Raw genomic sequence first — 26331 nt, forward strand, 5'->3', positions numbered from 1 at the left:
TTCTGTGAGGTTCCCGACCCCCATCGCCCGTCCGTCTCTCAAAGTAACGTTTTGCTTTTTTGCGTCCACTCTCCGAGATGAAATCCAATCGAAGCAGGAACATGGTCTCGGAGAACAAAGAATTCTCCTTCTCCAGGGACCGTGAATCAAATCGTTCTCTCCGACGAGATCGGCCTGAAACTTCTCCGCTCCTCCGGCCGTATCGATCGATGACCCCGCAAGACGGGGCCGGACACCCGGAGATACACATGACTCGCATGTTCAAGGTCGCTAGCCTCACCGTCGCCATGGCGCTCACCGGCGTCGGCGCGTTCGGCACGGTGGCCCAGGCAGCGGAAGAAAAGACGGTGACGGTCGGTGGCGCGCCGATGTACCCATCGAAGACGATCGTCGAGAATGCGGTCAACTCGAAGGATCACACCACGCTCGTCGCCGCCGTGAAGGCCGCCGGCCTCGTCGAGACGCTCTCGGGCAAGGGTCCGTTCACCGTCTTCGCCCCGACCAACGCGGCCTTCGCCAAACTGCCGGCCGGCACGGTCGATACGCTGGTGAAGCCCGAGAGCAAGGCGACGCTCACCAAGATTCTGACATACCACGTGGTGGCGGGCACCATGACTGCGGCCGATCTCCAGAAGGCGATCAAGGCCGGCGGCGGCAAGGCCATGCTGAAGACGGTCGAGGGTGGCAGCCTGACCGCCGAAGAGAAGGCCGGCAAGATCGAACTCGTCGATGGCAAGGGCGGCATGTCCACCGTCACGATCGCCGACGTGATGCAATCGAACGGCGTCATCCACGTGGTCGATACCGTCCTCATGCCGAAGTAATCGGCGCACCATTCCGGTATCCCGAGGCTGCCCGGAACCTCTCCGGGCAGCCTTTCCGTGTCCGCCGTGCGAAGTCGGAAGAATGACGACCTCGGCGTAACCGAACCGGGTATCGTGTCGAAACCTCAAGGAGGCAGTGTTCGCGCCCGGCGACGGTCCTTATCCATAAGGCCGTGCTCCTCAAAGGCCTTGGGGGCGGGAGGGATGCTCGGCTATGCTAGCGTGCTACGCCCGCACCGACGTCGAACCTGCTTCGGCCTCGCCCATAGGTCCACCGATGGCCATCGAGGAAACGGGCGGCCCGCGCGACTTCCGTTACGACGCGGTTCCACGTCTCACGCATTTCTCGGACGTGCTCGACGAGGCTCGGTACGTCCCGGTACCGGACAGCTGGTGGATCGCCCTCTGCGACGTGGTGATGTCGACGCGGGCGATCGAGGACGGGCGCTACCGGTCCGTGAACATCGCCGGGGCCGCCATGATCGCGGCCGTGAGCAACGCCCTACCTGGGGCCGACATACCGTTCGTGTTCGGGGGTGATGGCGCGACCCTGCTCGTTTCGCCCGAGCATCGCGATACGGTCGAAGCGGTGCTGGCCGCGACGGTGACCTGGGTCCGCGAGGCGCTCAAGCTCGACTTACGGGCCGCGCTGATTCCGATCTCGGCGGTAAGAGCGGCCGGTCACGATCTGCGCGTCGCACGCTTCTCGGCCTCTGCCACCGTCGATTACGCGATGTTTTCGGGCGGTGGCGTCGCCTATGCGGACGCGACATTGAAGCGTGGCCTCCACGCGATCCCGGCGGCTTCTCCCGGTACCAAGCCCGACCTCACCGGCCTCTCCTGCCGGTTCCAGGCGGTCCCGGCCCAGGCCGGTCTGGTCCTCTCCCTGATCGTCCTGCCGGAGGAGGGCGCGGATCGGAGCGCGGTGTTCGCGATCCTCGGCGGGATCCTGGCCGAGATCGATGCGAGCCCCGGCATGGGACGGCCGCTGCCGGAATCCGGTCCTCCGATGCGACCGCCCTGGTCGGGCCTCTTCGAAGACGCGCACGCGGAAGGGCCTCTGGCGGGGTCGAGGCTTCTTCGGCTGGCGCAGCTGTTCCTGTCGCGCGGGACGGCCTTCGCGATATTCCGTCTCGGCGTGCCGTTCGGACGCTTCTCTCCACGCCGCTATCGACGCAGACTGGCCGCCAATGCCGATTTCCGCAAATACGATGACGGGCTCCGCCTGACCGTGGCCTGTCCCGTCGCCGTGGCGAATCGGATCGAGGCCCGCCTTTCGGTCGCGCAGGACGAGGGGCTGGTGCGATACGGGATCCACCGCCAGGATGCCGCCGTCGTCACCTGTATCAGCCCGTCGGTCCTGCGCGACGATCACGTCCATTTCGTCGACGGCGCCGATGGCGGCTATGCCAGGGCGGCCACCATGCTCAAGCGACGGCCATGACGGGACCGGAAATCCCGTTCCTCGCCGGTCTGGACGACGAGGCCGCCGCCGCGGTGCGGGCGCACATGGTCCCGGTGGCGGTGGCCGGCGGAAGCACGCTGTTTGCGGAAGGAGAGCCGGGGGACGCGCTCTACACTCTGGTCTCGGGCGCCATCGGGATCTCGGTCGACGATCCCGATGGCGCGCCGCGCCGGATCGCCCGCCTCAGGCCGCCCGAAAGTTTCGGCGAGATGGCGCTGCTGTCGCCCGCGCCCCGGTCCGCGAAGGCCACGGCCCTGCGGGATTCCAGTCTCCTGCGGCTGACCCGCCCGGATTTCGAGGAGGTGGTCGAGCGTCATCCTCGGATGCTGCTCTATTTCGCGCGACTGCTCACCGAGCGCATGCGCGCCACCCATGCCGGAGAGGCAATCCACCACAAGCCGCGCAGTTTCGCCGTGCTCGCCGTCACCGATGGCCTCGATGCCAGTGCGTTCGGGCATGCGCTGGCAGCGGCCTTCGACGACACCCTCCCGGGGAATACGGGTTGCCTGACGCGCTGGCCGGATGGGGCGGACGAAACGTGGTTCCATGATTACGAGACCGGCCACGCCCGCACGATCTTCGTCGCTCACGAGGTCGGCTGCCCATGGTGCCGGTTGTGCCTGCGCTACGCGGATCATGTCCTCCTTCTCGCCGAACCCGGCCAACCGCTGCGCGCCGGGGCTGCCGCCTGGCTCGGGAGCCTGCGATCGGACTGGATCCGCATGGATCTCGCCGTTCCGCAGCGTGCGGATGCGGTTCTACCCCAGGCCATCCACCCGGATGTCGCCGCGTTGCCCGTCGCCCTGCGCATCCCCGTGCGTGTGGGCAATGCGGGCGATCTCCGCCGGCTCGCGCGTCTCGCGAGCGGCACGGCCAGGGGCCTCGTCCTCGGCGGCGGCGGCGCGCGCGGGCTCGCCCATCTCGGCGTGCTGCAGGCCCTGGACGAGGCCGGCTACGCTCCGGACTTCGTCGGCGGCACCAGCATGGGCGCGGTCGTCGCCGCGAGCCTCGCCATGGGGCTGAGCATCGAGCGGATACGCGCGCGCACCGTCGACTTCTTCGTCGGGCACAATCCCCTCAACGACTACACGCTGCCCTACCATGCGCTGACCCGCGGGGCGAAGGTCGATGCCGGCCTCTCCGCGTGGTTCGGCGGCGCCCGGATCGAGGATCTCTGGCTCCCCTTCCTCTGCGTCTCCTCGAATCTGACGACGGGCTCCGCGATGGTTCATCGCGCGGGCGACCTGCCGGAGGCGTTGCGTGCCAGCATCGCCATTCCCGGACTTCTCCCGCCGGTCTGCACCGAGGCGGGCGTGCTGGTGGATGGCGGCATGATGAACAACCTGCCGGCCGACGTCATGGCCGGGCTGGAGCGGGGACCGGTACTCGCCATCGATGTCGGCAGCGACCGCGCCTTCGGCGACATGCCGGCGCGCTCCTGGCGCGGCCGCATGATCCGGCGGATGCTCGGCGCGCCCGATGCCATGCCCGGCATCGCGCCCCTTCTGCTTCGGGCGGCAACGGTGTCGGGTGACGCGCAGTCGATGATGGCGGTCGGCCACGCCGCCGCCCTGCTCAAGCCGCCCCTGGCCGGCATCGACCTGCGGGCGTGGTCGAGCTTCGAGGCCATCGCCGAGATCGGCTACCGGCACGCCAGGGAAGCGATCGCGCAGGGGCAGCTGCAGGCATGGGCGGAGGGCGACGGCCTACGCCGGCCATGAGCGTTCGGGGCATGAGCGTTCGTGGCATGAGCATTCGGGGAAAGCCCGGTGCGCGGGCGCACCCGATCGCGGGATCGGCAGGTAACCGGGAGGTCTGCCGCAGCGAGTTCCTAGCATCGCAATCGATGTATCGAGGACGCGCCGCCATGAAGGTGCTGATCGCCGCTACCGCCCTGACCGGGCACGTCAATCCGCTTCTCGCCGTCGGCCGGCTTCTCGCCGCGCGTGGGGACAGCGTCGTCATGACCACCGCCGAGCGGTTCCGCGAGCCGATCGAAGCGGCGGCCCTGCGTTTCGTGCCCTATGACGACGGCCATGCCGCGGAATACCGCGAGACAGGCCTGCCGGCAGGCCCCGAGCGCTCCCGGCGCGAGTTCGAACGGCGCTTCATCGATCCGATGCCGGTGCAGGCAGAGGCCCTGCGGCGTCTCGTCGAGACGGAACGGCCCGACGTGATCGTCGCCGGCAGCCTGTTCCTCGGCGTGTTGCCGATGCTGCTCGGATCGCGTCCGCGTCCGCCCATCGTCGTCCTGAACGTCAGCTTCCTGTTCCTCGACCGGCCGGACGACGCGCCGGTGGGCCTCGGACTGGCGCCGGCCCGGAACGCGGTCGAGCGGGCTCAATACGCGGTGCTGAAGTCCGCCATGGACGCCGCCTTCGTCGCTCCGGTGCGGTCCTATGCGGACGCAAAGCTCGCGGGGCTCGGCCTGCCGCCCCTGCCGGCGTCACTTCCGCATTCCATCGCCGTGTTGCCGGACCTGTTCCTCCAGCCGACCGTGCCTGAATTCGAGTACGATTACGGGATGCTTCCGCCGAACCTTCGCTTTACCGGCTTGCTACCGGTCCCGCAGACAGGGGTGCCGCTCCCGGATTGGTGGCGCACGCGCGATCCGGCGAAGTCCGTCGTCCTGGTGACACAGGGCACCCTGGCGAATGCCGATCTCGGCGAACTGATCGAACCGACATTGGCGGCCCTGGCGGATCGTGACGACCTGATCGTCGTCGCGACGACCGGCGGGCGCCCGATCGAAGCCTTGAGCGGGGCAGTGCCGGCGAATGCACGGGTCGCACCGTTCCTGCCGTTCGATGCGATGCTGCCGGAGGTCGCCGTTCTCGTCACGAACGGAGGCTACGGCAGCGTCTCGCAAGCGCTCGCGGCCGGTGTCCCCATCGTCTCGGCGGGGATGACCGAGGACAAGGCGGAGATCGGCGCACGCATCGGCTGGTCCGGCGCCGGCCTCAACCTCGCGACCAACGCTCCGACGGTCGGCGCACTCCGTGACGCGATCGATACGGCGCTGGCCCAGCCCCGCTTCCGCGCGCGGGCCGCGTCCATGGCCCGCTCCTTCGCGATGCTGGAATCGGGCAGGGCGGTCCTCGCCGGGATCGACGATGTCGTTCGCGCCGCGCCGGTTATCGAGGGGATCGCCGCATGATGGTCCCACTCCTCTCCCACCGCGACCGGACCGTATCGAACCAGAACCGCCCACCCCATGCCGGGATACGAACGCCCCGGTTGATCGCGTTCGCCGCCACCCTCGTGCTCACCATGGCGACCGGCCTGCCCATCGGGTCCGTCGCCAGCCTGATCCCGCAGGCGGACGATCGGGCCGGTCCGTTTCTCGGCATCTGACCATCAGGGAGACCTCGTCATGACGCGCACCAGCGAGACTGTTCCAGGCGAGACCGCGCCTCTCCGCGTCGTGGTCGACCTCAATCGGTGCCAGGGCTACGCGCAATGCTGCTACGCGGCGCCGGGCGCCTTCGAGGTCAGGGGCCACGAGATCCTGTTCTACGATCCCGCACCGCCGCGCGCGCGACGGGGCGAGATCGAGCGCGCCGTCCAGGCCTGCCCCGTCCGCGCCATCAGCCTGCAGGCCGATCAGGGAGAGATGCCGTGAGCCCCGGCATCGACGCCGGCATCGTCGTCGTCGGCGCCTCGCTGGCCGGCCTTCGCGGTGCGGAGGCTCTGCGCCGAAACGGCTATGCGGGCCGGCTCACCCTCATCGGCGACGAACCGCATCGCCCCTACGATCGGCCGCCGCTGTCGAAGCACGTCCTGTCCGGCGAACTGGCGCCGGACGCAACGGAACTTCCGCACCTCGTCGCCCTCGACGCGCAGTGGCGACTGGGCCAAGCGGCAGTGGCCCTCGACCGCGACGCACATACGATCCGCCTCGCCGACGGGACCTCGCTCGCCTACGACAGGCTGCTCGTCGCCACCGGTGCCCAGGCACGCCCCTGGCCGTCCGCGTCGGGCGGCACCCTCGCCAACATCTTCACCCTGCGCGGCCGCGACGATGCCGCCCGGCTGCGCACCGCGCTCGCTCGAGGGCCTCGCCGTGTCCTGATCGTCGGTGCCGGCCTGATCGGCTGCGAAGCGGCGTCCTGCTGCCGCGATCTCGGCCTGCCCGTCACCCTGGTCGACCCCAACCCGACGCCGCTCGCCCGCTCCCTCGGCACCTGGATCGGCGGTGTGATCGCCGAATGCCTCACGGATTCGGGCGTCGTCTTTCATCCGGGCGCACAGGTGCTCCGCTTCGACGGCGATGCGTCGGGCCGAGTCGTTCGCGCCCGGCTCGCGGACGGGCGCGTCGTCGAGACCGACCTCGTCATCGTGGCTTTGGGCGCGACCCGGGCCACGGACTGGCTGAAGGGAGCCGGCCTCATGGCCGATCCCGGCGGCCTGACCTGCGACGGCGCCTGCCGCGTTCTCGGCACAGACGGCATTCCGGCTCCCGGCATCTACGCGGCCGGAGACGTCGCGCGCTGGCCGAACACCCTCTATGGCGGCCGACTGGTCTCGGTGGAGCATTGGGGCAATGCCATCGCGCAAGGCGCGCATGCGGCACGCAACATGCTGGCGCCGGCCGAAGACCAGCGGATCTACGAGCATCTGCCGGCCTTCTGGTCGAGCCAGTTCGGGATCAACATCAAGGCCGTGGGCCTGAGCGAAGGCGCGGATTCGGTCGCCATCGTGCAAGGCTCGCGCGCATCGCGGCGCTTCCTCGCCGTCTACGGCCGCCACGGGCGCAGCATCAGCGCCGTGTCGTTCGATCAGGCGCGGTGGCTCCCGGCCTATGCCGAGGCGATCGTCGCCGGCCACCCGTTCCCGCCGATCCGCGATGCCGGCGACCAGGGCCGATTCCACTCCATGGCACCGGGTTTTCCGACGCCGCGTCCCGCATCCAGACCCGACGAGGCCCGCCATGGCTGACGACACGTTGTTCGCCGAAGTGCTGGACCCGGCCAATCGGGCCGATCCGTATCCGATCTATGCGCGGCTCCGCCAGAGCCCGGTCTCGCGCCAGCGCGACGGCAGCATCGTGGTGAGCACGCATGCGGCGATCCGCAGCCTGATGTTCGATCCGCGCCTCAGCTCGGAGGACCTGCCGCCCTCCCACCGCCCACGCACCGGCAACCCGCTCAAGGATTGGCTCCTCAACCCGATCAAGGACCGCATCGCCACGGCGCACCGCCCCCTGATCTTCCGCGATCCGCCGGACCACGACACCTTGCGCAGCGTCGTGATGCGGGAATTTTCGGTGTCGCGGGTGCAGGCGCTGAAACACCGCGTCGTCCGCGACGTGGACGCTCTCATCGATGCCTGCCGGGGACGCGACGAGGTCTGCCTCGTGGAGGATCTGTCCTACCCGCTGCCGGTATCCGTGATCTGCGACATGCTCGGCGTGCCGGAGGCGGACGAACCACAGTTCCAGGTCTGGGCGACGCAACTCGCCACCGCCCTCGAACCCGATGCCCGCCACGACGAGGCCAGCCGGCACAGGACGGTCGCCGCCTTCGACGCGATTTCCGGATACATGCGCGCCCTGATCCGTGAGAAGCGCCGGCGTCCGGGCCCCGACATGCTCAGCGCACTTGCAGCACCCGGCCCCGGCGGAAAGGGGGTGATGGGCGATTTCGACCTGATCTCGACGGCGATCCTGCTTCTGGTGGCGGGCCACGAGACGACCGTGAACCTGATCACCAACGGCATGCTGACCCTGCTGCGACATCCGCGGGAACTGGACCGCCTGCGCGACGATCCCGAGCGCGCCCCGCGCGTCATCGAGGAACTGCTCCGTTACGAGCCGCCCGTGCATTTCCGGACCCGGAAGGCGCTCGGGACCATCGAAGTTGCAGGGCACAGCATCCCGAAGGGAACGCCGGTGATCCTGCTCTTTGCCGCGGCGAACCGCGACCCCGCCCGATTCGTCGATCCGGACCGTTTCGACCCGGATCGGGAGGACATCCAGCATTTCGGGTTCGGCGGCGGGCTTCACTACTGCATGGGTGCACCGCTCGCGAGGATCGAGGCCGAGATCGCCCTGGTCGCCCTCTGTCGCCGCTTGATCGCACCGCGTCTCCTCGCCGATCCGCCACCTTATCGGCCCGGCGCGTCGCTGCGTGGCCCGGAGCAGCTCGGCATCGCCATCGCAGGGATCGCGCCCCTTCACGCGTAGCGATCCGCCGCTCACGACCTACCGAAGAGTTTGCCGTCCACTGAGCGGGATCGAGGGAGCCGCCGAACTGGTGCTCTCCTTGTAGATCGGCACGATCAACCGGAGCCAGCCACGGGTCTCGCGGCCGCCGTAATTGCGCTCGACCACATCCTGCGTGACGTAGGCCTGGACGTTCACCGGGCCGAAATTATAGCCGACGAGGCCACCGACGGCGATCTGGCCCTGGCGGCGATATCCGGGAAACCGAGTGGGCAGGTCGGTGGAGGCGAAGGCCACCGGGCCGACCTCCCATTTGCCGAACTTCTTCGTCGCGGTCAGATCGAGGTTGAGGTAATCGGGATAGACCACGCCCTGAGCGGTCACCGGATCGACGAAGATCCCGTAGAGCAGGTTGGCCGTCAGGTTGAGGCCGTTTCCGGTATAGCTCGCGGCGAAACGGTGGCTGAGGGAGGCGTTCTGCGTCAGGAAGCCAGTCTGGATCGGCAGGTACCCACCGAAGAGATAGCTCACCCCGAAATCATTGCCGAGGTTCCAGGCGAACTGCGCGGCGAGCAAAGGCTGGCCGATGCCACTCTGGTAGGGAGTGCCGCGTGGGCTCGAAGCCACGACCGGTTGAATCGCGATCAGGTTGAGGCGCGCGCCGAGCAGGTTCCACGACGTCGCCCAGAGGAACGTAGGCAGGTTGATGTTCGACTGAGACTCGAGCGGTAGGGTATCCCGGACGCCGAAGCTCGACGTGTTGACGAAGTAGAGCCCGACGGGAAGCTGCGCGCCGGCAGGAAGGCCCACGGTCTGGCCCGGTTGCGCCGCCGAACCGGCCTGTGCCGGCCCCACAGCGGCACTTACCAGGCCGAAGCCGGCGCACAGAGCGAGACCGATGGTGCAAATTGCGTGACGAAAACCGTGGATCATCCAGTGCCTCATATGGGGGCCGCGACAGGGAAGCCGCCGCGTTCGAGCAGCCTCTCCCTCATCGACGTACCGGCACTGGCTCTCATTCCCTCCCGCTCAGCATCGCATCGGCGGCTGTCACTCTAAGGTCACATCCGTATTGACTCGATCATTCGGCGGCGAATTCGCTCGGCGATAAAGTTATTCCGTCTTATTCATGAATTGAATTTGATTATTTGTCTTTCCATTATGACGACATAGACCGATCCGATGCCGATCATATTTCTTCCGTACATGAGCCCCTGCGCGCAATCATGCGAGATCCGTCGGCCGCCCTGTGTCAGGGCGTCGGGGCGGTACCGGCTGGAGCCGGCAAGGCGGCCCGCTTCTCGGGGTTCTTGATCTGGCTGTAGACGATGCTGGAGAAGCTTCCGATCACCGCGTGCCAGCCGGGCTTGTCGTAGCTCGGGTCGTTGCGAGCGGCTTGGCAGAATGCCGTCGTCAGACCGTTGACGATGTCGTCGTCCTTGGCACTCCCTGCGGATGCCTTCACCTTGCGAAGCAGGCTGTCGACGACAGGAATGAAATTCTCCTGCGCCAACCCCTTCAGACTTTCCGCGCTGCCCGCATCGGCGATAGCCTTGGCGACTTCGGGTTGGGCGATCTCGGCGCAGGGTGCTGATCCGGCGAGCATGGTCTGAGTCGCGGAGCGCGCGGTTCCGACGATGCCGCGTTCGCGGATGACGGGGGCGTTGTTACCCCAGGCATTGCGGACGTAATCGGTGACGTCGGCCACCTCCTGATCGGTCATGCCGGCCCCGACCGCCGGCATCGGTGCGTAGCCGTTCTGGGCGGCGAGCCCCCCGAGGATGACACGGATCACCGTCTCCGGTCCTGCGGCCTGGACCGAAGTATTGCCGGCAAGGGCGGGGATCGCGCCCTCGACGCCCTTGCCGTCCGGCTTGTGGCAAGAGGAACAGTAGCTGAGATAGGTCGCGGCACCCGGCGCATCGGCTTGGTTGAAAGCCTGGATGTCCTTAACCTTGTAGCTCTCCTTGGCCTTCTGAGTGCGGAGATAGGCCACCATCGCCTTGAGGTCGGCATCGGTGAGCTTGGAGAGGGATTCCTCGATCGTCTGTCGCATCGGCCCGGCGGCGACACCCGGTCGGTTGCCGGGTGCGGCGCCGGTCTTGAGGTACGTCACCACCTGATCGTCGGTCCAGGCGCCGATGCCGGTATGGTCGTCGGGGGTGATGTTGGGCGCGTACCAGCCGTCGATGACGCCACCGCCGAGCTTGCCGGCCAGCCCGCTATTGCCGACGATCTTGTTGGCGTTGTGACACATTCCGCAATGGCCGAGCCCTTCCACGAGGTAGCCGCCGCGATTGACCTCGGCGCTGGCATTCGGGTCCGGCTTGAACTCGCCCGCCGTGAAGAAAGCGGTGCGCCAGGTGATGAGCGCAGTGCGGATGTTGAAGGGGAAGGGGATCTCGGAGGGCTTGCGCGGCTCCTTCACCGGCTCGAGGGAGCGGAGATACGCGAAGATCGCGTCGGAATCCTCGCGCGTCACCTTGGTGTACCAAGCGAAGGGGAAGGCCGGGTAGAGGTAGCTACCCTCGTTGTCGATGCCTTCGTGCAGGGCCCGATAGAAGTCGTCGGCGGTCCATTTGCCGAGGCCGGTCTCGTCGTCCGGCGTGAGGTTCGGCGTGCGGATCTTTCCGATCGGCGTGTTGAGAACGTAATTCCCGGCAAAGGGCTTGCCGCCCGGAGCGGAGTGGCAGGCGACGCAATCGCCCGCCGTCGCCAAGTATTCGCCGCGTTTGATCTGCTCCGCATCCTGGGCCGACGCACAGGTCGCTGCGGCGAACAATCCGGCCGAACCGAGCAGGAGAGCGGATATATGACGCATGAAGCCGGTTCTCCGCTCACGGAATCAAATATCGAATCGGAATTATTTAAAGATGTCCGGGGAACGCGACACCAGCAGAGCTTGTTCCTGGCGCGACCAGTTCTTGATTGCGACGTATTGGCTCGCGGAGGCGGAGCCGCAATTCGGCGAGATGTGCCATCAGCGACAGCGCGAGACAGGCGGCAATCGTGATCCAGTCCGCACCGGTCAGCGCCGCACGGATGGCCAGCATCAGGGCTGCACCGGAGCCGAGATTACAGAGCAGCGGCGGCAGGACCAGCCGCCCCCCGCGTCGGAGGCGCCAGACCACGAGAGCCGCCGCTTCGAGAGCCACGAGGCAAAGGATGAGGTCGATGATCCGCCCGGAGGCGAACAGGGTCGCCATGCTCGCCGAATCCGGCATCATGCCCGGCTCCCGGCCGTGCGTGCCGGGCCGACCTGCCCGAACGGCCCATTCAGCCGCACGATCGCCCGGTTGAGCAGGGTCGCGACGCTGACCCAGGCGAGGTAAGGGGCGAGCAGCAGCGCAGCAATCCCCGATATCCGGGCCGTCACCACGATCAGCGCGACGATCGAGAGCCACAGGGCGATCACTTCGAGATAGGCCCAGTCCGGCCGGCGCAGACGGAAGAAGATCCCGCTCCAGGCGATGTTGAGGACGAGATTGACGCCGTAGGCGGCAAGCAGCGCATGGCGCGTCGAGGCTTCCGCATCGGCGTTCCAGGCGATCACGGCGGAGACCGCCGTGAGGGTGAAGATCGTGGTCCAGACCGGGCCGAAGGCCCAATCCGGCGGTTTCCAGGAAGGCCGACGCAGGGCCTGGTACCAGGGGCCGGTCACCGTCAGGAGGCCGCCGGCCAGGGCGGTAACGAAGGCCGCTCCCGCCGCGACGGCGATCGTGCCCCAATCCGCGAGCAACCCGGACATCATGGCGAGACCCAGCGGAAGAGATGCGCGAGATCCTTGAAGAAGATCCGCGCATGGGCGGCTGGCTTTGCTCGGACCAGCTCCTTGTTCATGTAGGAATCCCAGGTGAGCTGCTGGACGTCCTTGTCCTTGCAGATCGAGACGAAGCGCTCGCGCAGGGCATCGTTGCGATACCAGACCCACTGCATCATCCGCAGGATCAGGAAGACGCGGCCGTGCAGCCGCATGAAGCGGCGCCGGGCCAGAGCCAGCGACGCGACCTTGCCGGTGGCGAGGAAGGTGTCGGCCGCTTCCGCCGCGAGCCGGCCGCCGAGCATCGCGTAATAGATACCCTCGCCGGAGGCCGGGGCGACGATGCCGGCGGCGTCCCCGGTGAGCAGCACGTCGCGGCCGTTGTCCCAGCGCTTGAGCGGTTTCAACGGCAGCGGCGCGCCCTCACGGCGCACAGTTTCCCCGGCATCGAGGCCGGTGGAGGCGCGCAAGGCCCGGATCGCCCCGCGCAGGGAGAACCCCTTGCGCGCGCTGCCGGTGCCGATGCTGATCGTGTCGCCATGGGGAAAGACCCAGGCGTAGAAATCCGGCGAGAGCTTGCCCTGGTAATAGACGTCGCAGCGCGTGCCTTCGACATCGCCGCTTCCATCCGCCGGCCGCCGGACGATCTCGTGATAGGCGAAGACCTGCTTCATCGACGCGTGGCCAGGAATCTCCGCCCGCCCGACCACCGAACTCGCGCCGTCCGCACCGATCACGAGGCGTGTGCGGACCCGGTGTTCGATGTCGCCGGCGCGGTAATGCACCACCGCCCTGCCGTCATCGTCCCGGACGATGCGGGAGAAGCTTCCGGCCCGGTGGTCCGCGCCGGCCAGGGCCGCTCGGTCGCGCAGCCAGGGATCGAAATGCTCCCGGTCCACCATGCCGACGAAACCGTCGCCGATGGGCATGTCGACACGCTTGTCGGCCGGCGAGACCATGCGGGCCGAGCGCACGCGGGCGACGAGGAGTTCGTCGGGGATGGCGAAATCGCGGATCAGTCGCGGCGGTATCGCGCCGCCGCAGGGCTTGATCCGACCCGGCTTGTCGAGGAGCAAAACCCGGCGGCCCATCCGGGCGAGGTCGGTGGCGGCCGTGGCCCCGGCCGGGCCGCCGCCCACCACCACGACGTCGAAGGTCTCCAGTTCCGGCATCGGTTCACCTCAGCGACAAGTGGGGCTGGAGCACCGGCTCCTTGGGACGGGCGCGGCGGCGCAACTGGGTCTCGGTCGCATGCTCGATCCGCACCGCCAGGGCGGCGCCGACCAGGAACAGGGCGGCCTCGGCCAGGAAAACGGCGGCATAGGCATGGACCGGCTCGGGGCTGACGAGGCGGGCGAGATCCACCGCCATCGTTCCGAGGAAGCCGCCGGCCCCGAAGGCGACGCCTTGGGCCGCCCCCCAGACACCCATCCTCGTACCGCGCTCGGCCTCACCGCCGGCGCCGGCCAGCCCCATCATCGAGCCGATGGCGGCCACCGCGAAGATTCCGTTGAACAGGCCGAGGGCGAAGACGGCAACGCGCAAGGGGAAGTCCGGTCCGACCAGGCCACCTCCGGCAATCGCCGCGAGTGCCAAGGCGGAACCGGCGCAGCCGGTGGCGGTCCACAGCTTGAGCGATCCGAGATAGGGACCACCGATTCCCATGGTCAGGCCGGCGACGGTGAGCATGCCGGCGAGCACGCCGCCATGCTGCAAGCCCGACAGTTTGGTGGTGCCGCCCGGCGTCATCGCGAAGACGAGACCGGCGAACGGTTCGAGGATGAGTTCCTGCGCACTGTAGGCGAGCATCGCCACGAAGATGAAGATGGTGAAGCGGCGAGAGGCCGGCTCGGCCCAGACCCGGGCGAGCACCTCACCGAACGGCCGCTTCTCCGACGTCTCCGACGGGCCGGATGCGGACCGGTGCGGTTCGACGCCGCTCACTGCGATCACGGCGAGGGCGAAGGCGGCGAGCGACACCGTGCCGGAGACGGCGACCAGGCGGCCGCCGGAGAACGGGTCGAGGAAATGGCCGGCCAGGGGCGCGCTGATCGCGAAGCCGGCGATCATCATCACCCAGACGATCGTCGCGGCAGCCCCCCTGCGGCGGGCATCGACGCCGCCCGCCAGGAGGACAAGGAGCGAGGTCCCCGCGGCACCCGCGCCCATCCCCACCATCAGGAAGGACAGGATGGCGAGGCCGATACCGGCCGCGAGATGCGTCTCCATGAGGGCAGTGGCCGAAGCCGCGCCGAAGCCGCCGAGGCAGAGCGCCGCCATTCCGCCGACGATCCAGGGCGTGCGCCGCCCACCCACATCCGAACCGTAGCCCCAGCGAGGGCGCAGGACCTGCACGGCATAATGCAGCGTGACGAGAGCACCCGGAATCATCGCCGGAAGGGCGAGTTCCACGACCATGACCCGGTTGAGGGTCGAGGTCATGAGGACGACGACCGAGCCCAGAGCAGTCTGGACGAGGCCGAGCCGGACGATGGCGAGCCAGCTCAGGGTCGGCGCCATCAGGTGTTTCCCTGAATGAGGGCACGCAGGGCGAATGCCGCCACCAGCATGCCGAGCACGTAGAGTGTGGTGCCGGTGCCGTTGTACCAGGCCGCCCGCTCGCGCGGGCTCTGAAGCAGGCGGGACATCAGGGCCAGCTGGGCGACGAGCAGGCCTCCGATGGCGGCGGCATGCCCGGCGCAGTTCCAGGCTGAGAGGATGATGATCACCACCACCTGGGGCGCCGCCATCACGAGGCAGGCGAAGCGAGCCGCCCGGTCCGTTCCGAGCTGGACCGGCAGCGATCGCAGGCCCATGCGCTCATCGCCCTCCACCGACTTGAAATCGTTGAGGGTCATGATGCCATGGGCGCCGATGGAGTAGAGCAGGGCGACGATCAGGACTCGAGGGTCGGGCAGGGCACCGGCCATCACGGCAGCGCCAGTGAACCAGGGCAGGCCCTCGTAGCAGAGCCCCACCGCCGCGTTGCCCCACCATCCGTTCCGCTTCAGCCTAAGTGGCGGTGCGCTGTAGACCCAGGCGAGGACGAGCCCGAACAGGGCGGCCCCGAGGATCCAGGGTCCGAGCACGGCCGAGACGGAGAGGGAGAGGGCGGTCCAGGCGAGGGCGACGTAGAGTCCCCAGCGTCCGGGCATCCGCCCGGATGGGATCGGCCGATGCGGCTCGTTGATCGCATCGACATGGCGGTCGTACCAATCGTTGACCGCCTGCGAGGTGGCGCAGACCAGCGGACCGGCCAGCACGATGCCGGCGACGATGACGGGCCAGCGCCCTTCGGCAGACACACCGGAGGAGACCACGCCACAGGCGAAGGCCCACATCGGCGCGAACCAGGTGATCGGCTTCAGAAGCTCGAGCAGAGTGCTGGGAGCGGGGATGCCGACGGAAGCGGCGGGAGGTGTGGACGCCGACGTTGCCATGACGTCGAAGCTAGGGGTCGCCCCCAGCCTGTGTCAATCTGGATTGACAATGAAGACGTCAAGAAAATGCGACATCTCGTCCATCAATGGACAGGACGGCCTCATTACTCGTCCGGGGTCTCCGGCCCGTCGAGATCGCCGATACCGTAGCGGCGCAGCTTGGCGTAGAGCCCCTGGCGGCTGAGTCCGAGCATTTCGGCGGCCGAGGCGCGGTTGTCGCGGGTGATGCGCAGGGCGGCCTCGATGCAGAGACGCTCGATCAGATCCGTCGATTCGCGCACGAGGTTCTTCATCGATACGCGGCCGACGAGTTCGGTCATCTGTTCGACGGAGCGCGGCAACTCACGCCCGCCCGGTGCGGCAGCCGCGCGGCGCGGGGTCGAGCGGATGGTGAAGCCGAAGCAGGGCTGCCCGCCACCGGGCACCGAGACGGCCGCGACCTCGACATCCTCCACCGAGCCGTACTCGCCACGGAGGCTCGTCGCGAAGTGACGCACGGAGCCATGCTGGCCGAGGGTCGAGAACAAGGCGGCGGCCTCGGTCTCCTCGCGCCCGAGCCAGCGGTCGAGGGGTTCGCCGCGCACCTGTTCCTCGGTGGCGAGCTGCACGAGATCAAGGAAGGCCGCGTTGGCGGCAAGGATGCGGCGCGACGGATCGGTGACGACGAAGCCTTCCGGCAGGCTCTGGATCACGTCGAGGGCCGAGGCACCGGCACGCCCGGGAACCGATGCGTCGGACGGTCCGGAGGAGAGGCGCAGGAGCGCGCTCGTGGCGTTCTCCTGCCGGAACAAAGAGGCGGCGACGCGGGTCTCGCCGCGGCCGTTGCCGAGCCGGGCAACGAGGTCGCCGGCCTGGCCGGTGACGCGCAGCCCCGCGAACAGCGATTCGAGCTCGCGCGTACTGCCGGCCTCGAACAGATCGACCACGTCCTGGCCGATGATTCGCTTCTCCGCCCGGCCGAGAAGGCGGGCGGCGGCCGGGTTCACTTCGGTGACGCGGCGGGTGGCGGCATCCACCACCAGCACCGGCTCGCCCGCGAGCTGGAACAGCAGGCGATAACGGGTCTCGGCCCCGCGCAGGCGGAGATAGTCGCGTTCCAACGCCTGCTGCGTTTCCGCGAGCTTGCGTTGAAGCGCCGCCATCGCGCGCAGATTGCGGCCGATGACGATGATCGGGCCATCGGTCTCGAGGCGCATGGCGGAATAGCGCACGGGCAGATCGATGCCGGTGGCGGAGGGGTGGTTCACCTGCCGCCAGCGCGTCACGGCACCGGGTGCGGCATCACGCAGGAGGGCGGCGATCTTGGGCCGGCTCTCGACGGTGACGGTATCCACCCAGCGTTGGCCGAGCCAGGTCTCACAGCCTTCGTCGGCGAAATCGGCATTGCCGAAGGCCGCGTCGCGGATGATCCCATCCGCGTCGACCACAAGGGCGAGGTCGGTGGCAGCCGCGACGAGAAGCCCAGCCGACTCTGCATCGAGTGGGCCGAGGGCTTTGCGGAGCGCTGCGAACGTTTCCGCCGCTGCAGGAAGTGCCAGACTGGTCAAGGATCACCACGATGTGACGACGTCGAGCCGGTCTTTCAGCAGGGTCTCGCCCGCGGATCAAGCAAGCTCTCGGCGATGGTTAAGGCAATACGTGCATCGCTCGCCGTCGCGTCCGCGCCGACGAGTGCCGAATGGTCGGGGTTATCGAGGAAGATCGGCCCGCCGACCATGACACGGACAGAGGGATTGCGCGAGGCACGACGAAGCTCGGTCACCACCCGGGTGAGAGTCGGAAGTAATGTTTCGCACCCGAGAGACACGCCGATCACGTCGAACCAACCCGTGCTGGCGGTGCGGAGGACATTGGAATGAGGGGAGTGCGCCGTGCTCGTCACGTCCCATCCCGCATCACGAAAGAACCGCTCGACGAGAGAGAGGCCGAAACTATGCGTCTCGCCCGGACAGGCCATCAGGAAGATGCTGCGCCCATGCGGATCCGGCGCCGGCTCGGAGTGAAACCGGGCGGTGAGATCGTGCATGATGCGCTGAAGCCGGCCCATGGCGATGGTGAGTTCCGCGAAATCGCAGAGATCCTCCTCCCAGAGATGCCCGAGATGGCGGGCCGTCGGGGCGAGCAGATCGAGCAGCAGGCTGTCGAGGGCCAAGCCGCCATCCACGAGGATCGCGATCCGGCTTTCGACATCCTCGCAATCCGGCGACAGGACCAAGGTCGCGAAATCCACGATCTGGTCGGAATTCGGCAGGATACCGGGACGTTCGGCGCGAGAATCCGCCCGATGCGCGAGCATCAAACGCGGGATGATCTCGGCCTCGATCACACCGGCGAGATGGAGATCCCAGGGTGCGCTCTGAGCCGGTCGCGGCAGATCGGGATATCGTGCAGACTCGCGGAGTGCGTGCACGTCGTTAGGCAATGAATCAAAGGTCGAAACCGTACGAAGTTGTCGAACATCATCCATTGGATCCTCCAATGTTTCATGATGGCTTCTTGATACAGCTCGATCTTAACTGCCGAACTTCACGTCATCGACTTAAAAGACGTCAGGCGCTGCTTACAATGCGACAGGCGACCTTGTCGGTGACGATACGCATGGAAATCGGTTTGGCAATCCTGAAACTCACATTATTATGCATCAATTCCGTAAATTGAAAATGACGTAAAGCTGGCTTGACACTCCTGCAACCGGTTCATAACCTCCCTCTCAACGGGCTTCCAACCATGCGGAGCCGGGTCGAGACGGGGTGGAGCCGATGCCTGCAAGAGGAGGCCAGCCGAGACGACCTCTGTACTCGCCGGCCGAGCGCGCACGGCGCGACGCCTCCCGCTGGACCCTGGTCCAGGGCATCCTCGCTCCGCTGCAATTCCTGGTTTTCCTGATCAGCCTCGGCCTCGTCCTGCGCACACTCGCGACGGGGGAGGGGGTGCTGGCCGCCAATGCTTCGATCGTCGCCAAGACCTTCGTCCTCTACGCGATCATGATCACCGGCTCGATCTGGGAGAAGGACGTCTTCGGACGCTACCTGTTCGCCCCCGCCTTCTACTGGGAGGACATGGTCAGCATGCTCGTACTGGCCCTGCACAGCGCCTATCTCGCCGCTCTGGTGACCGGTGCCCTCGACACGACGGGCCTGATGCTTCTGGCGCTTGCCGCCTACGCCTCCTACGCCGTCAATGCCGGTCAATTCCTGTTGAAGCTGCGCGCGGCGCGGCTCCAGGCTTCGCCCCACCTGGCTCTCACCCCGGAGACTGCGCGATGAACGCCCACGCGCCGCTCGGCTCCTTCGACGCGAGTTGCGGGGTCGAGATCAGGCAGGAGCGCGGTCAGAGGGCCGTGTTCTGCGGCCTCACCGGCATCGTCTGGCTCCACCGCAAGATCCAGGACGCATTCTTCCTCGTCGTCGGCTCGCGCACCTGCGCCCATCTCATCCAGTCGGCCGCCGGAGTGATGATCTTCGCCGAGCCGCGCTTTGCCACCGCCATTATCGATGAGCGCGATCTGGCCGGCATCGCCGACATGAACGACGAGCTCGACCGCGTCGTCGGCCGGCTGATCGAGCGCCGCCCCGAGATCAAGCTCCTGTTCCTCGTGGGATCCTGCCCCTCGGAAGTGATCAAGCTCGACCTGTCCCGCGCGGCGCAACGCCTTTCGCGCGACCTGTCTCCCGGGGTCCGCGTGCTGAGCTATTCGGGCAGCGGCATCGAGACCACCTTCACGCAAGGGGAGGATGCCTGCCTCGCCTCCCTCGTGCCGGACATGCCGGCCGAGGTGAAGGGTGCCGAACCTTCGCTCCTCGTTGTCGGCGCGCTGGCCGACGTGGTCGAGGACCAGTTTTCCCGGATCTTCTCGGATCTGGGCATCGGCCCCGTGCGCTTCCTTCCCGCGCGTCGGGCCGGCGAGATGCCGCCTGTCGGCGCCAACACCCGCATGCTGCTCGCACAGCCCTTCCTCGCCGACACGGCGCGGGCACTGGAAGAGCGCGGCGCGACGCGGATCGCCGCCCCGTTCCCGCTTGGCGCGGAAGGCACGACCGCCTGGCTCAGGGCCGCCGCGGATGCGTTCGGGGTCGCGCCGCATCGCTTCGCAGCGGCGACCGCTCCCGGATTGCGGCGCGCCGAGCAGGCGCTGGCGCCACATCGCGCCATGCTCGGCGGACGCCGCGTGTTCTTCTTCCCCGACTCGCAGCTGGAGATCCCCCTCGCGCGCTTCCTCTCGCGAGAGATGGGAGCCGAGTTGGTGGAGGTCGGGACGCCTTATCTCCATCGCGGCCACCTCGCCGACGAACTCGCACTGCTCCCGCACGGGACGCGGGTGGTCGAGGGCCAGAGCCTCGACGCGCAGATGGACCGGTGCCGGGCGGCGAGCCCGGACCTCACGATCTGCGGCCTCGGCCTCGCCAATCCGCTCGAGGCGGAAGGCCTGGCGACCAAATGGTCGATCGAGCTGCTGTTCACCCCGATCCAGGGCTACGACCAGGCCGGCGACCTCGCCGAGCTGTTCGCGAGACCCCTCGTCCGCCGCACTCGGCTGGAGGTGTAGGCCGATGCAGCTCACCGTCTGGACCTATGAAGGACCACCCCATATTGGCGCCATGCGCGTCGCCACCGCCATGCGCGGCCTCCACTACGTCCTGCACGCGCCGCAAGGCGACACCTACGCCGACCTGCTGTTCACCATGATCGAGCGGCGCGATGCGCGCCCGCCGGTGACCTACACTACCTTCCAGGCTCGCGACCTCGGCTCGGACACCGCCGCGATCTTCAAGGACGCGGTGGAAGCCGCCTACGAGCGGTTCAAACCGGAGGCGATGATCGTCGGCGCGTCCTGCACCGCTGAGCTGATCCAGGACGATCCGGGTGGCCTCGCCAAGGCCCTCGCCCTGCCGATCCCGGTGATCGCACTCGAACTCCCGGCGTACCAGAAGAAGGAGAACTGGGGCGCCTCGGAGACCTTCTATCGGCTGGTGCGGACGCTCGCCGGCCCGGCCGCGCCCGCCGGACCTCGCGAGGGACGGCGTCCGCTCTGCAACATCCTCGGCCCCACCGCCCTCGGCTTCCGTCACCGCGACGACCTCATCGAGATCAGGAGCCTGCTCGACCGGCTCGGGATCGACGTGAACGTCGTAGCGCCGCTGGGCGCGAGCCCCACCGACCTCACCCGCCTCGGCGCGGCCGATTTCAACGTCGTGCTCTATCCCGAGATCGCCCGCGCCGCCGCGCAGCACCTGCAGAAGATCTTCGGCCAGCCGATGATCGAGACCGTGCCGATCGGCGTCGGAGCGACCATCCGTTTCATCGAGGAAGTGGCGGCACTCGCCGGGATCGATCCGGCCCCGGTCCTCGCCGGCGCCCCCTCGCGGCTGCCCTGGTATTCGCGCTCGGTCGATTCGACCTATCTGACGGGCAAGCGCGTCTTCATCTTCGGCGATGCGACCCATGCGCTCGCCGCCGCCCGGGTCGCGGCCACCGAGCTAGGCTTCAAAATCGTCGGTCTCGGCACTTACACTCGCGAATTCGCTCGGGAGATCCGGGCCGAGGCGGCGCTCCACGGCATCGAGGCCCTCGTCACCGACGATTACCTCGACGTGGAGGCGGCAATCCAGGCCAGCGCCGCCGAGCTGGTGCTGGGCACGCAGATGGAGCGCCACATCGCCAAGCGTCTGGGCCTGCCCTGCGCGGTGATCTCGGCCCCGATCCACGTCCAGGATTTTCCGGCCCGGCACTCGCCGCAGATGGGATTCGAGGGCGCCAACGTCCTGTTCGATACCTGGGTCCATCCCCTGATGATGGGGCTCGAGGAGCACCTCCTGGGCATGTTCCGCGAGGACCACGAATTCCACGCCGACGCCGCGCCCTCGCACCTGTCGGCGCATGCCGAGGACATCGCCTCCCCCAAAGCGGAAGGACAGCGGGTGGCACCCTGGGATGCCTCCGCCGAGAAGGAACTCAAGAAGATCCCCTTCTTCGTGCGCGGAAAAGCCCGCGCCAACACCGAACGGTTCGCACGCGAGCGCGAACTCTCCCTCATCACAGTCGAGACGCTCTATGATGCCAAAGCGCATTTCGGGCGCTGAGCGTCCCACCCTCCGCATCGTCGTCGTGACGATGGACAACCATATGGCGAGCGCTCTCGAACGCGCTCGCCGTCGGCTCCAGGACGAGATGCCCGGACTCGTCCTCGGCTTCCACGCGGCGGCCGAATGGGACACGGACCCGGGGGCGCTCGCGGCTTGCAAGTCCGATATCGGATCCGCCGACATCGTGCTCTCGACCATGCTGTTCATGGATGAGCATGTCCGGGCGATCCATCCGACGCTGCTCGCCCGCCGGCCCCATTGCGACGCGATGATCGGCTGCCTCTCGGCCAGCGAGATCGTGAAGACCACCCGCCTCAACCGCTTCGACATGGACGGCACCAAGCGCGGCGCCCTCGACTTTCTCAAGAAGCTGCGCGGTAAGCCGGGAGCCCAGGGCAACGGCGCCCGCCAGATGGCGATGATCCGCCGGCTGCCGAAGATCCTGCGCTTCATCCCCGGCTCGGCCCAGGATGTCAGGGCTTATTTCCTGACCCTGCAATACTGGCTCTCGGGCTCGGACGAGAACATCGCCGCCCTCGTGCGCTTCCTCGTCAGCCGCTATGCCGCCGGTCCGCGCGCGGTCTGGCGCGACATCGCCGCCGCTCCGCCACCCGTGAGCTATCCCGAGACCGGCCTCTACCATCCGCGCATGAAGGGCCGTATCGGCGAGGACGTCGCGCGGCTTCCCGTGCCCACCGGCGCCATGAAAGGCCGTGTCGGCCTTCTCGTGATGCGCTCCTACGTGCTCGCCGGGAACACCGCGCATTACGACGGCGTCATCGCCGCCCTCGAAGCGCGCGGGCTCGCCGTCGTGCCGGCCTTCGCCAGCGGCCTCGACAACCGACCGGCGGTGGAGGCGTTCTTCCATCGCGACGGGCGCCCGTCCATCGACGCCCTCGTCTCGCTGACCGGGTTCTCACTGGTGGGTGGTCCGGCCTATAACGACGCGGCCGCCGCCGAGACCACCCTGCGCGGCCTCGACGTCCCGTATCTCGCCGCCCACGCCCTCGAGTTCCAGACCATCGAGCAATGGGAGGCCTCGGATCGCGGCCTCTCGCCGGTGGAGGCCACCATGATGGTGGCGATCCCCGAACTCGACGGCGCCACCGCGCCGATGGTGTTCGGAGGCCGCTCCAGCCGCTCGCCCGGCGCCAATGCCCGCGACATGAGCGTCCATTCCGAGCGGGCGGACACGCTGGCCGCGCGCGTCGAGCGTCTCGTCTCGCTGCGCAGGCGCGCCAAGGCCTCGCGCAAGATCGCCGTCGTCCTGTTCGGCTTTCCGCCCAATGCCGGAAGCATCGGCACGGCGGCCTTCCTCTCGGTCTACCAATCGCTCCACAACACGCTGAAAGGGCTCAAGGCCGACGGCTACGACGTCGCCGTGCCGGACAGTGTCGACGATCTGCGCAACGCCGTCCTCGCCGGCAACGCCGCCCGCTTCGGCACGAACGCCAACGTCCACCACCGCATCCCGGCCGACGACCACGTCCGGCGCGAGCGGCATCTCGCCGAGATCGAGGCGCAATGGGGTCCCGCCCCGGGGCGCCAGAACAGCAACGGGTCGCAGATCTTCGTGCTCGGCGCGCAGTTCGGCAACGTCTTCGTCGGGGTCCAGCCGGGCTTCGGCTACGAAGGCGATCCGATGCGGCTGCTGTTCGAGCGCGGTTTTGCCCCGACGCATGCCTTCAGCGCCTTCTACCGCTACCTGCGCGAGGATTTCCGCGCCGATGCCGTCCTGCATTTCGGCACCCACGGCGCCCTCGAATTCATGCCGGGCAAACAGACCGGCCTGTCGGAATCCTGCTGGCCCGAGCGCCTGATCGGCTCGCTGCCGAACGTCTACCTCTACGCCGCCAACAACCCGTCCGAGGGCATGATCGCCAAGCGCCGCTCGGCCGCGACGATGGTGAGCTACCTCACGCCGAGCCTCACCCAGGCCGGGCTCTATCGCGGGCTCATCGACCTCAAGGCCTCGATCGAGCGCTGGCGCGGTCTGGAGCCGGAAGCGGAGGCCGAACGCCGCGACCTCGGCCAGATGATCCAGGTTCAGGGCGCCGCTCTCGATCTGACATCCGCCGAACCGGCCTGGTCCGGGGACGTCTCGGCCAAGGTCCTGGCTCTCGGCCTCGCGGTCAGCGAACTCGAACACACCCTGATCCCGCACGGGATGCATGTGGTCGGTGAAGGCACCCCGCCCGAGGAGCGGATCGACCTTCTCGTGGCCCTGGCGGAAGCATCCAGCGGGCTCCAGCCCGACCGCGCCGGGATCGAATCCCTGGTGGCGGGCGACACGATCGACCAAGCCCTGACGGCGGCCCGGCTGCCCCTCGACGACGGCCATCGCGCCGCCTTCGTCGCCCTGCGCGAGACCGATGCGCTGCTGTCGCGTGACCATGAGTTGCCCGCCCTGTTGCGGGCGCTGGACGGCCGCTTCATCGCGCCGGTGGCCGGCGGCGACCTCCTGCGCAACCCGGCGGTGCTGCCCACGGGCCGCAACATCCACGGCTTCGATCCCTACCGGCTGCCCTCCGCCTTCGCGGTGGCCGATGGCACCCGGCAGGTCGCCCGCATCCTCGCCCGCTACCGCGACGAGGGCGCTCCCCTCCCGGAGAGCGTCGCCCTCGTCCTGTGGGGCACCGACAACCTCAAGAGCGAGGGCGGCCCGATCGCCCAGGCGCTGGCGCTCATCGGCGCGAGCCCGCGCTTCGACGGCTACGGCCGGCTCTGCGGCGCGACGCTGATCCCCCTCGACGACCTCGGCCGCCCGCGCATCGACGTGGTGGTGACCCTGTCCGGCATCTTCCGCGATCTGCTGCCGCTCCAGACCAAGCTTCTCGCCGAGGCCTCCTATCTCGCCGCGAGCGCCGACGAGCCGGAAGAGCGCAACTTCGTCCGTAAGCACGCCCTCGCGCATATGGCCGAGCACGGTATCGATATGGAGACGGCGGCGCTCCGCGTGTTCTCGAACGCCGAGGGCACCTACGGCGCCAACGTCAACAACCTCGTGGAATCCGGCCGCTGGGAGGACGAGGACGAGATCAGCGAGACCTTCTCCCGCCGCAAGTCCTTCGCTTACGGCCGCAACGGCCGGCCGACGGCCCAGCGCGCGCTGATGGGCAGCGTGCTCGCCAAGGTCGATCTCGCCTACCAGAACCTCGATTCGGTCGAGGTCGGCGTGACGTCGGTCGACCATTATTTCGACGGCCTCGGCGGGATGGGCAGGGCGGTCGCCCGCGCCAAGGGCGAGACCGTGCCGATCTTCATCAGCGACCAGACCCGCGGGGAGGGCAAAGTTCGCTCCCTCGAGGAGCAGGTCTCGCTCGAAACCCGGACCCGCATGCTCAACCCGAAATGGACCGAGGGCATGCTCGGCCACGGCTACGAGGGCGTGCGCCAGATCGAGGCGCATCTCACCAACACCATGGGCTGGTCGGCCACCTCCAACGCCGTCGCGCCCTGGATCTACCAGCGCATCACCGAGACCTACCTCCTCGATCCGGAGATGCGCGAGCGTCTGGCGGCCCTGAACCCGACCGCGTCGGCCAAGGTCGCCCACCGCCTGATCGAGGCGCATCAGCGCGGCTTCTGGACTCCCGACGAGGCGACGCGTGCCGCGCTCGACCGCGCCGAGGAAGAACTCGAAGACCGTCTCGAAGGCATCACCGCAGGGGTCGCCGCATGAACATCGCCATCCGAAATCCCGTCGTCGCAAGACCCAAGGGAAACCGCGAGGAAGGCAGCCTTCAGGTCGAGCTCGACCCGGCCGTGAAGATCGGGACGGCGAAGGTCTTCGCCGTCTACGGCAAGGGCGGCATCGGCAAGTCGACGACCTCGTCGAACCTGTCGGTGGCCTTCTCGAAGCTCGGCAAGCGCGTGCTGCAGATCGGCTGCGACCCCAAGCACGATTCGACCTTCACCCTGACGAAGCGCCTCGCCCCCACCGTGATCGATGCCCTGGAGGCGGTACAGTTCCACTCGGAGGAGCTGCGCGTCGAGGATTTCGTGGCCGAGGGCTATAACGGCGTGATGTGCGTGGAGGCCGGCGGCCCGCCGGCCGGGACCGGTTGCGGCGGTTACGTCGTCGGCCAGACGGTGAAGCTCCTCAAGGAGCATCACCTCCTCGAAGATACCGACGTCGTCATCTTCGACGTCCTCGGCGACGTGGTCTGCGGCGGCTTCGCCTCGCCGCTCCAGCATGCCGACCAGGCCCTCATCGTCACCGCCAACGACTTCGATTCGATATTCGCCATGAACCGGATCGTGGCGGCCATCCACTCTAAGTCGAAGAATTATCCCGTGCGCCTCGGCGGCGTCATCGCCAACCGCTCGGCCAAGACCGACGAGATCGACCGCTTCAATGCCGCGGTCGGCCTGGAGCGCATCGCCCACTTCCCCGACCTCGACGTGGTCCGGCGCTCGCGCCTCAAGAAGTCGACCCTGTTCGAGATGGAGCCGACCCCGGAACTGATCGCGGTGACCGACGAGTACATGCGCCTTGCCGCGCATCTCTGGGCCGGCGGCAAGCCGCTCTCGGCGATGCCGATGAAGGACCGCGACCTGTTCGAGTTCCTCGGGTTCGACTGAGGGGAGGGCGCG

At 68.0% G+C, this 26331-nt stretch carries 22 protein-coding genes; 13 read left to right on the forward strand and 9 right to left on the reverse strand.

Annotated features, from left to right (window positions below; all coding sequences use genetic code 11):
* Positions 1-287: 287 nt before the first annotated feature.
* The 8 genes from A3OK_RS0103810 to A3OK_RS0103845 all read left to right on the forward strand — a co-directional run bounded on the left by A3OK_RS0103810 (position 288) and on the right by A3OK_RS0103845 (position 8473).
* Positions 288-824 (forward strand): fasciclin domain-containing protein, encoded by a 537-nt coding sequence (locus tag A3OK_RS0103810; RefSeq protein ID WP_245259405.1) that lies wholly within the window; start codon positions 288-290, stop codon positions 822-824.
* Positions 825-1101: 277 nt separating this feature from the next.
* A complete protein-coding gene (locus A3OK_RS0103815) occupies positions 1102-2268 on the forward strand; it encodes a DUF3095 domain-containing protein (RefSeq protein ID WP_019903604.1) in 1167 nt (388 codons plus the stop codon).
* Positions 2265-4010, forward strand: coding sequence for a patatin-like phospholipase family protein (locus A3OK_RS0103820; RefSeq protein ID WP_019903605.1), 1746 nt, complete (start codon positions 2265-2267; stop codon positions 4008-4010). Before A3OK_RS0103815 ends, A3OK_RS0103820 begins: the two co-directional genes overlap by 4 nt.
* Before the next feature lie 146 nt (positions 4011-4156).
* Positions 4157-5446: a glycosyltransferase gene (locus A3OK_RS0103825; RefSeq protein ID WP_019903606.1), complete on the forward strand. Its 1290-nt coding sequence runs from the start codon at positions 4157-4159 to the stop codon at positions 5444-5446.
* A complete protein-coding gene (locus A3OK_RS23870) occupies positions 5443-5643 on the forward strand; it encodes a hypothetical protein (protein ID WP_155911942.1) in 201 nt (66 codons plus the stop codon). Before A3OK_RS0103825 ends, A3OK_RS23870 begins: the two co-directional genes overlap by 4 nt.
* A gap of 19 nt (positions 5644-5662) precedes the next feature.
* Positions 5663-5911 carry a ferredoxin gene (locus tag A3OK_RS0103835; protein WP_019903608.1) on the forward strand — a complete coding sequence of 83 codons (249 nt, stop codon included), beginning with the start codon at positions 5663-5665 and terminating at the stop codon, positions 5909-5911.
* On the forward strand, positions 5908-7227 hold the full coding sequence (locus A3OK_RS0103840) for an FAD/NAD(P)-binding oxidoreductase (RefSeq protein WP_019903609.1): 1320 nt from the start codon (positions 5908-5910) through the stop codon (positions 7225-7227). The genes A3OK_RS0103835 and A3OK_RS0103840 overlap by 4 nt, the downstream gene beginning before the upstream one ends.
* Entirely contained in the window at positions 7220-8473 is a 1254-nt protein-coding gene (locus A3OK_RS0103845; protein WP_019903610.1) for a cytochrome P450, read from the forward strand. Before A3OK_RS0103840 ends, A3OK_RS0103845 begins: the two co-directional genes overlap by 8 nt.
* Positions 8474-8491: 18 nt before the next feature.
* On the opposite strand, the gene A3OK_RS0103850 is transcribed toward A3OK_RS0103845, so the two are convergent.
* The 9 genes from A3OK_RS0103850 to A3OK_RS0103890 form a co-directional block, all read right to left on the reverse strand.
* A complete protein-coding gene (locus A3OK_RS0103850) occupies positions 8492-9385 on the reverse strand; it encodes a transporter (RefSeq protein ID WP_019903611.1) in 894 nt (297 codons plus the stop codon).
* Between the two features lie 319 nt (positions 9386-9704).
* Positions 9705-11273, reverse strand: coding sequence for a c-type cytochrome (locus tag A3OK_RS0103855; protein WP_019903612.1), 1569 nt, complete (start codon positions 11271-11273; stop codon positions 9705-9707).
* A 46-nt stretch (positions 11274-11319) separates the two neighbouring features.
* Positions 11320-11658: a hypothetical protein gene (locus A3OK_RS0103860; RefSeq protein ID WP_036302544.1), complete on the reverse strand. Its 339-nt coding sequence runs from the start codon at positions 11656-11658 to the stop codon at positions 11320-11322.
* A 17-nt stretch (positions 11659-11675) separates the two neighbouring features.
* Entirely contained in the window at positions 11676-12200 is a 525-nt protein-coding gene (locus tag A3OK_RS0103865) for a TspO/MBR family protein (RefSeq protein ID WP_026596905.1), read from the reverse strand.
* Complete coding sequence (locus A3OK_RS0103870) at positions 12200-13384, reverse strand: geranylgeranyl diphosphate reductase (RefSeq protein ID WP_019903615.1); 1185 nt, start codon at positions 13382-13384, stop codon at positions 12200-12202. Before A3OK_RS0103870 ends, A3OK_RS0103865 begins: the two co-directional genes overlap by 1 nt.
* A 4-nt stretch (positions 13385-13388) precedes the next feature.
* The gene (locus A3OK_RS0103875; protein WP_019903616.1) at positions 13389-14732 is read right to left on the reverse strand and encodes a BCD family MFS transporter; all 1344 of its coding nucleotides are present in this window, start codon (positions 14730-14732) and stop codon (positions 13389-13391) included.
* Positions 14732-15652, reverse strand: coding sequence for a chlorophyll synthase ChlG (gene chlG, locus A3OK_RS0103880; protein WP_019903617.1), 921 nt, complete (start codon positions 15650-15652; stop codon positions 14732-14734). Before chlG ends, A3OK_RS0103875 begins: the two co-directional genes overlap by 1 nt.
* Positions 15653-15756: 104 nt before the next feature.
* Entirely contained in the window at positions 15757-17199 is a 1443-nt protein-coding gene (ppsR, locus tag A3OK_RS0103885) for a transcriptional regulator PpsR (RefSeq protein ID WP_019903618.1), read from the reverse strand.
* Between the two features lie 35 nt (positions 17200-17234).
* Positions 17235-18062 carry a cobalamin-dependent protein gene (locus A3OK_RS0103890; RefSeq protein ID WP_245259305.1) on the reverse strand — a complete coding sequence of 276 codons (828 nt, stop codon included), beginning with the start codon at positions 18060-18062 and terminating at the stop codon, positions 17235-17237.
* A 349-nt stretch (positions 18063-18411) separates the two neighbouring features.
* Between A3OK_RS0103890 and bchF the strand changes: the two genes are divergently transcribed.
* From bchF to bchL, 5 genes are read left to right on the forward strand one after another with little or no spacing between them, the layout of a single operon-like run.
* The gene (bchF, locus tag A3OK_RS0103895) at positions 18412-18918 is read left to right on the forward strand and encodes a 2-vinyl bacteriochlorophyllide hydratase (RefSeq protein ID WP_026596908.1); all 507 of its coding nucleotides are present in this window, start codon (positions 18412-18414) and stop codon (positions 18916-18918) included.
* Positions 18915-20198: a ferredoxin:protochlorophyllide reductase (ATP-dependent) subunit N gene (locus tag A3OK_RS0103900; RefSeq protein ID WP_019903621.1), complete on the forward strand. Its 1284-nt coding sequence runs from the start codon at positions 18915-18917 to the stop codon at positions 20196-20198. The genes bchF and A3OK_RS0103900 overlap by 4 nt, the downstream gene beginning before the upstream one ends.
* Before the next feature lie 4 nt (positions 20199-20202).
* Positions 20203-21732, forward strand: a complete 1530-nt coding sequence (gene bchB / locus A3OK_RS0103905) for a ferredoxin:protochlorophyllide reductase (ATP-dependent) subunit B (RefSeq protein ID WP_019903622.1) — start codon at positions 20203-20205, stop codon at positions 21730-21732.
* Positions 21707-25417 carry a magnesium chelatase subunit H gene (locus A3OK_RS0103910; protein ID WP_026596909.1) on the forward strand — a complete coding sequence of 1237 codons (3711 nt, stop codon included), beginning with the start codon at positions 21707-21709 and terminating at the stop codon, positions 25415-25417. Before bchB ends, A3OK_RS0103910 begins: the two co-directional genes overlap by 26 nt.
* The gene (bchL, locus tag A3OK_RS0103915; protein WP_019903624.1) at positions 25414-26319 is read left to right on the forward strand and encodes a ferredoxin:protochlorophyllide reductase (ATP-dependent) iron-sulfur ATP-binding protein; all 906 of its coding nucleotides are present in this window, start codon (positions 25414-25416) and stop codon (positions 26317-26319) included. The genes A3OK_RS0103910 and bchL overlap by 4 nt, the downstream gene beginning before the upstream one ends.
* Positions 26320-26331 lie beyond the last annotated feature (12 nt).

This window comes from Methylobacterium sp. 77 (genome assembly GCF_000372825.1).
In the GTDB taxonomy this organism is placed as follows: domain Bacteria; phylum Pseudomonadota; class Alphaproteobacteria; order Rhizobiales; family Beijerinckiaceae; genus Methylobacterium.

Excerpts from the sequence above, each read along its gene's own strand:
- A3OK_RS0103810 (WP_245259405.1), top strand. The coding sequence starts at position 288 with ATGGCGCTCACCGGCGTCGGCGCGTTCGGCACGGTGGCCCAGGCAGCG.
- A3OK_RS0103815 (WP_019903604.1), top strand. The coding sequence starts at position 1,102 with ATGGCCATCGAGGAAACGGGCGGCCCGCGCGACTTCCGTTACGACGCG.
- A3OK_RS0103820 (WP_019903605.1), top strand. The coding sequence starts at position 2,265 with ATGACGGGACCGGAAATCCCGTTCCTCGCCGGTCTGGACGACGAGGCC.
- A3OK_RS0103825 (WP_019903606.1), top strand. The coding sequence starts at position 4,157 with ATGAAGGTGCTGATCGCCGCTACCGCCCTGACCGGGCACGTCAATCCG.
- A3OK_RS23870 (WP_155911942.1), top strand. The coding sequence starts at position 5,443 with ATGATGGTCCCACTCCTCTCCCACCGCGACCGGACCGTATCGAACCAG.
- A3OK_RS0103835 (WP_019903608.1), top strand. The coding sequence starts at position 5,663 with ATGACGCGCACCAGCGAGACTGTTCCAGGCGAGACCGCGCCTCTCCGC.
- A3OK_RS0103845 (WP_019903610.1), top strand. The coding sequence starts at position 7,220 with ATGGCTGACGACACGTTGTTCGCCGAAGTGCTGGACCCGGCCAATCGG.
- A3OK_RS0103850 (WP_019903611.1), bottom strand. The coding sequence starts at position 9,385 with ATGATCCACGGTTTTCGTCACGCAATTTGCACCATCGGTCTCGCTCTG.
- A3OK_RS0103855 (WP_019903612.1), bottom strand. The coding sequence starts at position 11,273 with ATGCGTCATATATCCGCTCTCCTGCTCGGTTCGGCCGGATTGTTCGCC.
- A3OK_RS0103860 (WP_036302544.1), bottom strand. The coding sequence starts at position 11,658 with ATGGCGACCCTGTTCGCCTCCGGGCGGATCATCGACCTCATCCTTTGC.
- A3OK_RS0103865 (WP_026596905.1), bottom strand. The coding sequence starts at position 12,200 with ATGTCCGGGTTGCTCGCGGATTGGGGCACGATCGCCGTCGCGGCGGGA.
- A3OK_RS0103870 (WP_019903615.1), bottom strand. The coding sequence starts at position 13,384 with ATGCCGGAACTGGAGACCTTCGACGTCGTGGTGGTGGGCGGCGGCCCG.
- A3OK_RS0103875 (WP_019903616.1), bottom strand. The coding sequence starts at position 14,732 with ATGGCGCCGACCCTGAGCTGGCTCGCCATCGTCCGGCTCGGCCTCGTC.
- chlG (WP_019903617.1), bottom strand. The coding sequence starts at position 15,652 with ATGGCAACGTCGGCGTCCACACCTCCCGCCGCTTCCGTCGGCATCCCC.
- bchF (WP_026596908.1), top strand. The coding sequence starts at position 18,412 with ATGCCTGCAAGAGGAGGCCAGCCGAGACGACCTCTGTACTCGCCGGCC.
- A3OK_RS0103900 (WP_019903621.1), top strand. The coding sequence starts at position 18,915 with ATGAACGCCCACGCGCCGCTCGGCTCCTTCGACGCGAGTTGCGGGGTC.
- bchB (WP_019903622.1), top strand. The coding sequence starts at position 20,203 with ATGCAGCTCACCGTCTGGACCTATGAAGGACCACCCCATATTGGCGCC.
- A3OK_RS0103910 (WP_026596909.1), top strand. The coding sequence starts at position 21,707 with ATGCCAAAGCGCATTTCGGGCGCTGAGCGTCCCACCCTCCGCATCGTC.
- bchL (WP_019903624.1), top strand. The coding sequence starts at position 25,414 with ATGAACATCGCCATCCGAAATCCCGTCGTCGCAAGACCCAAGGGAAAC.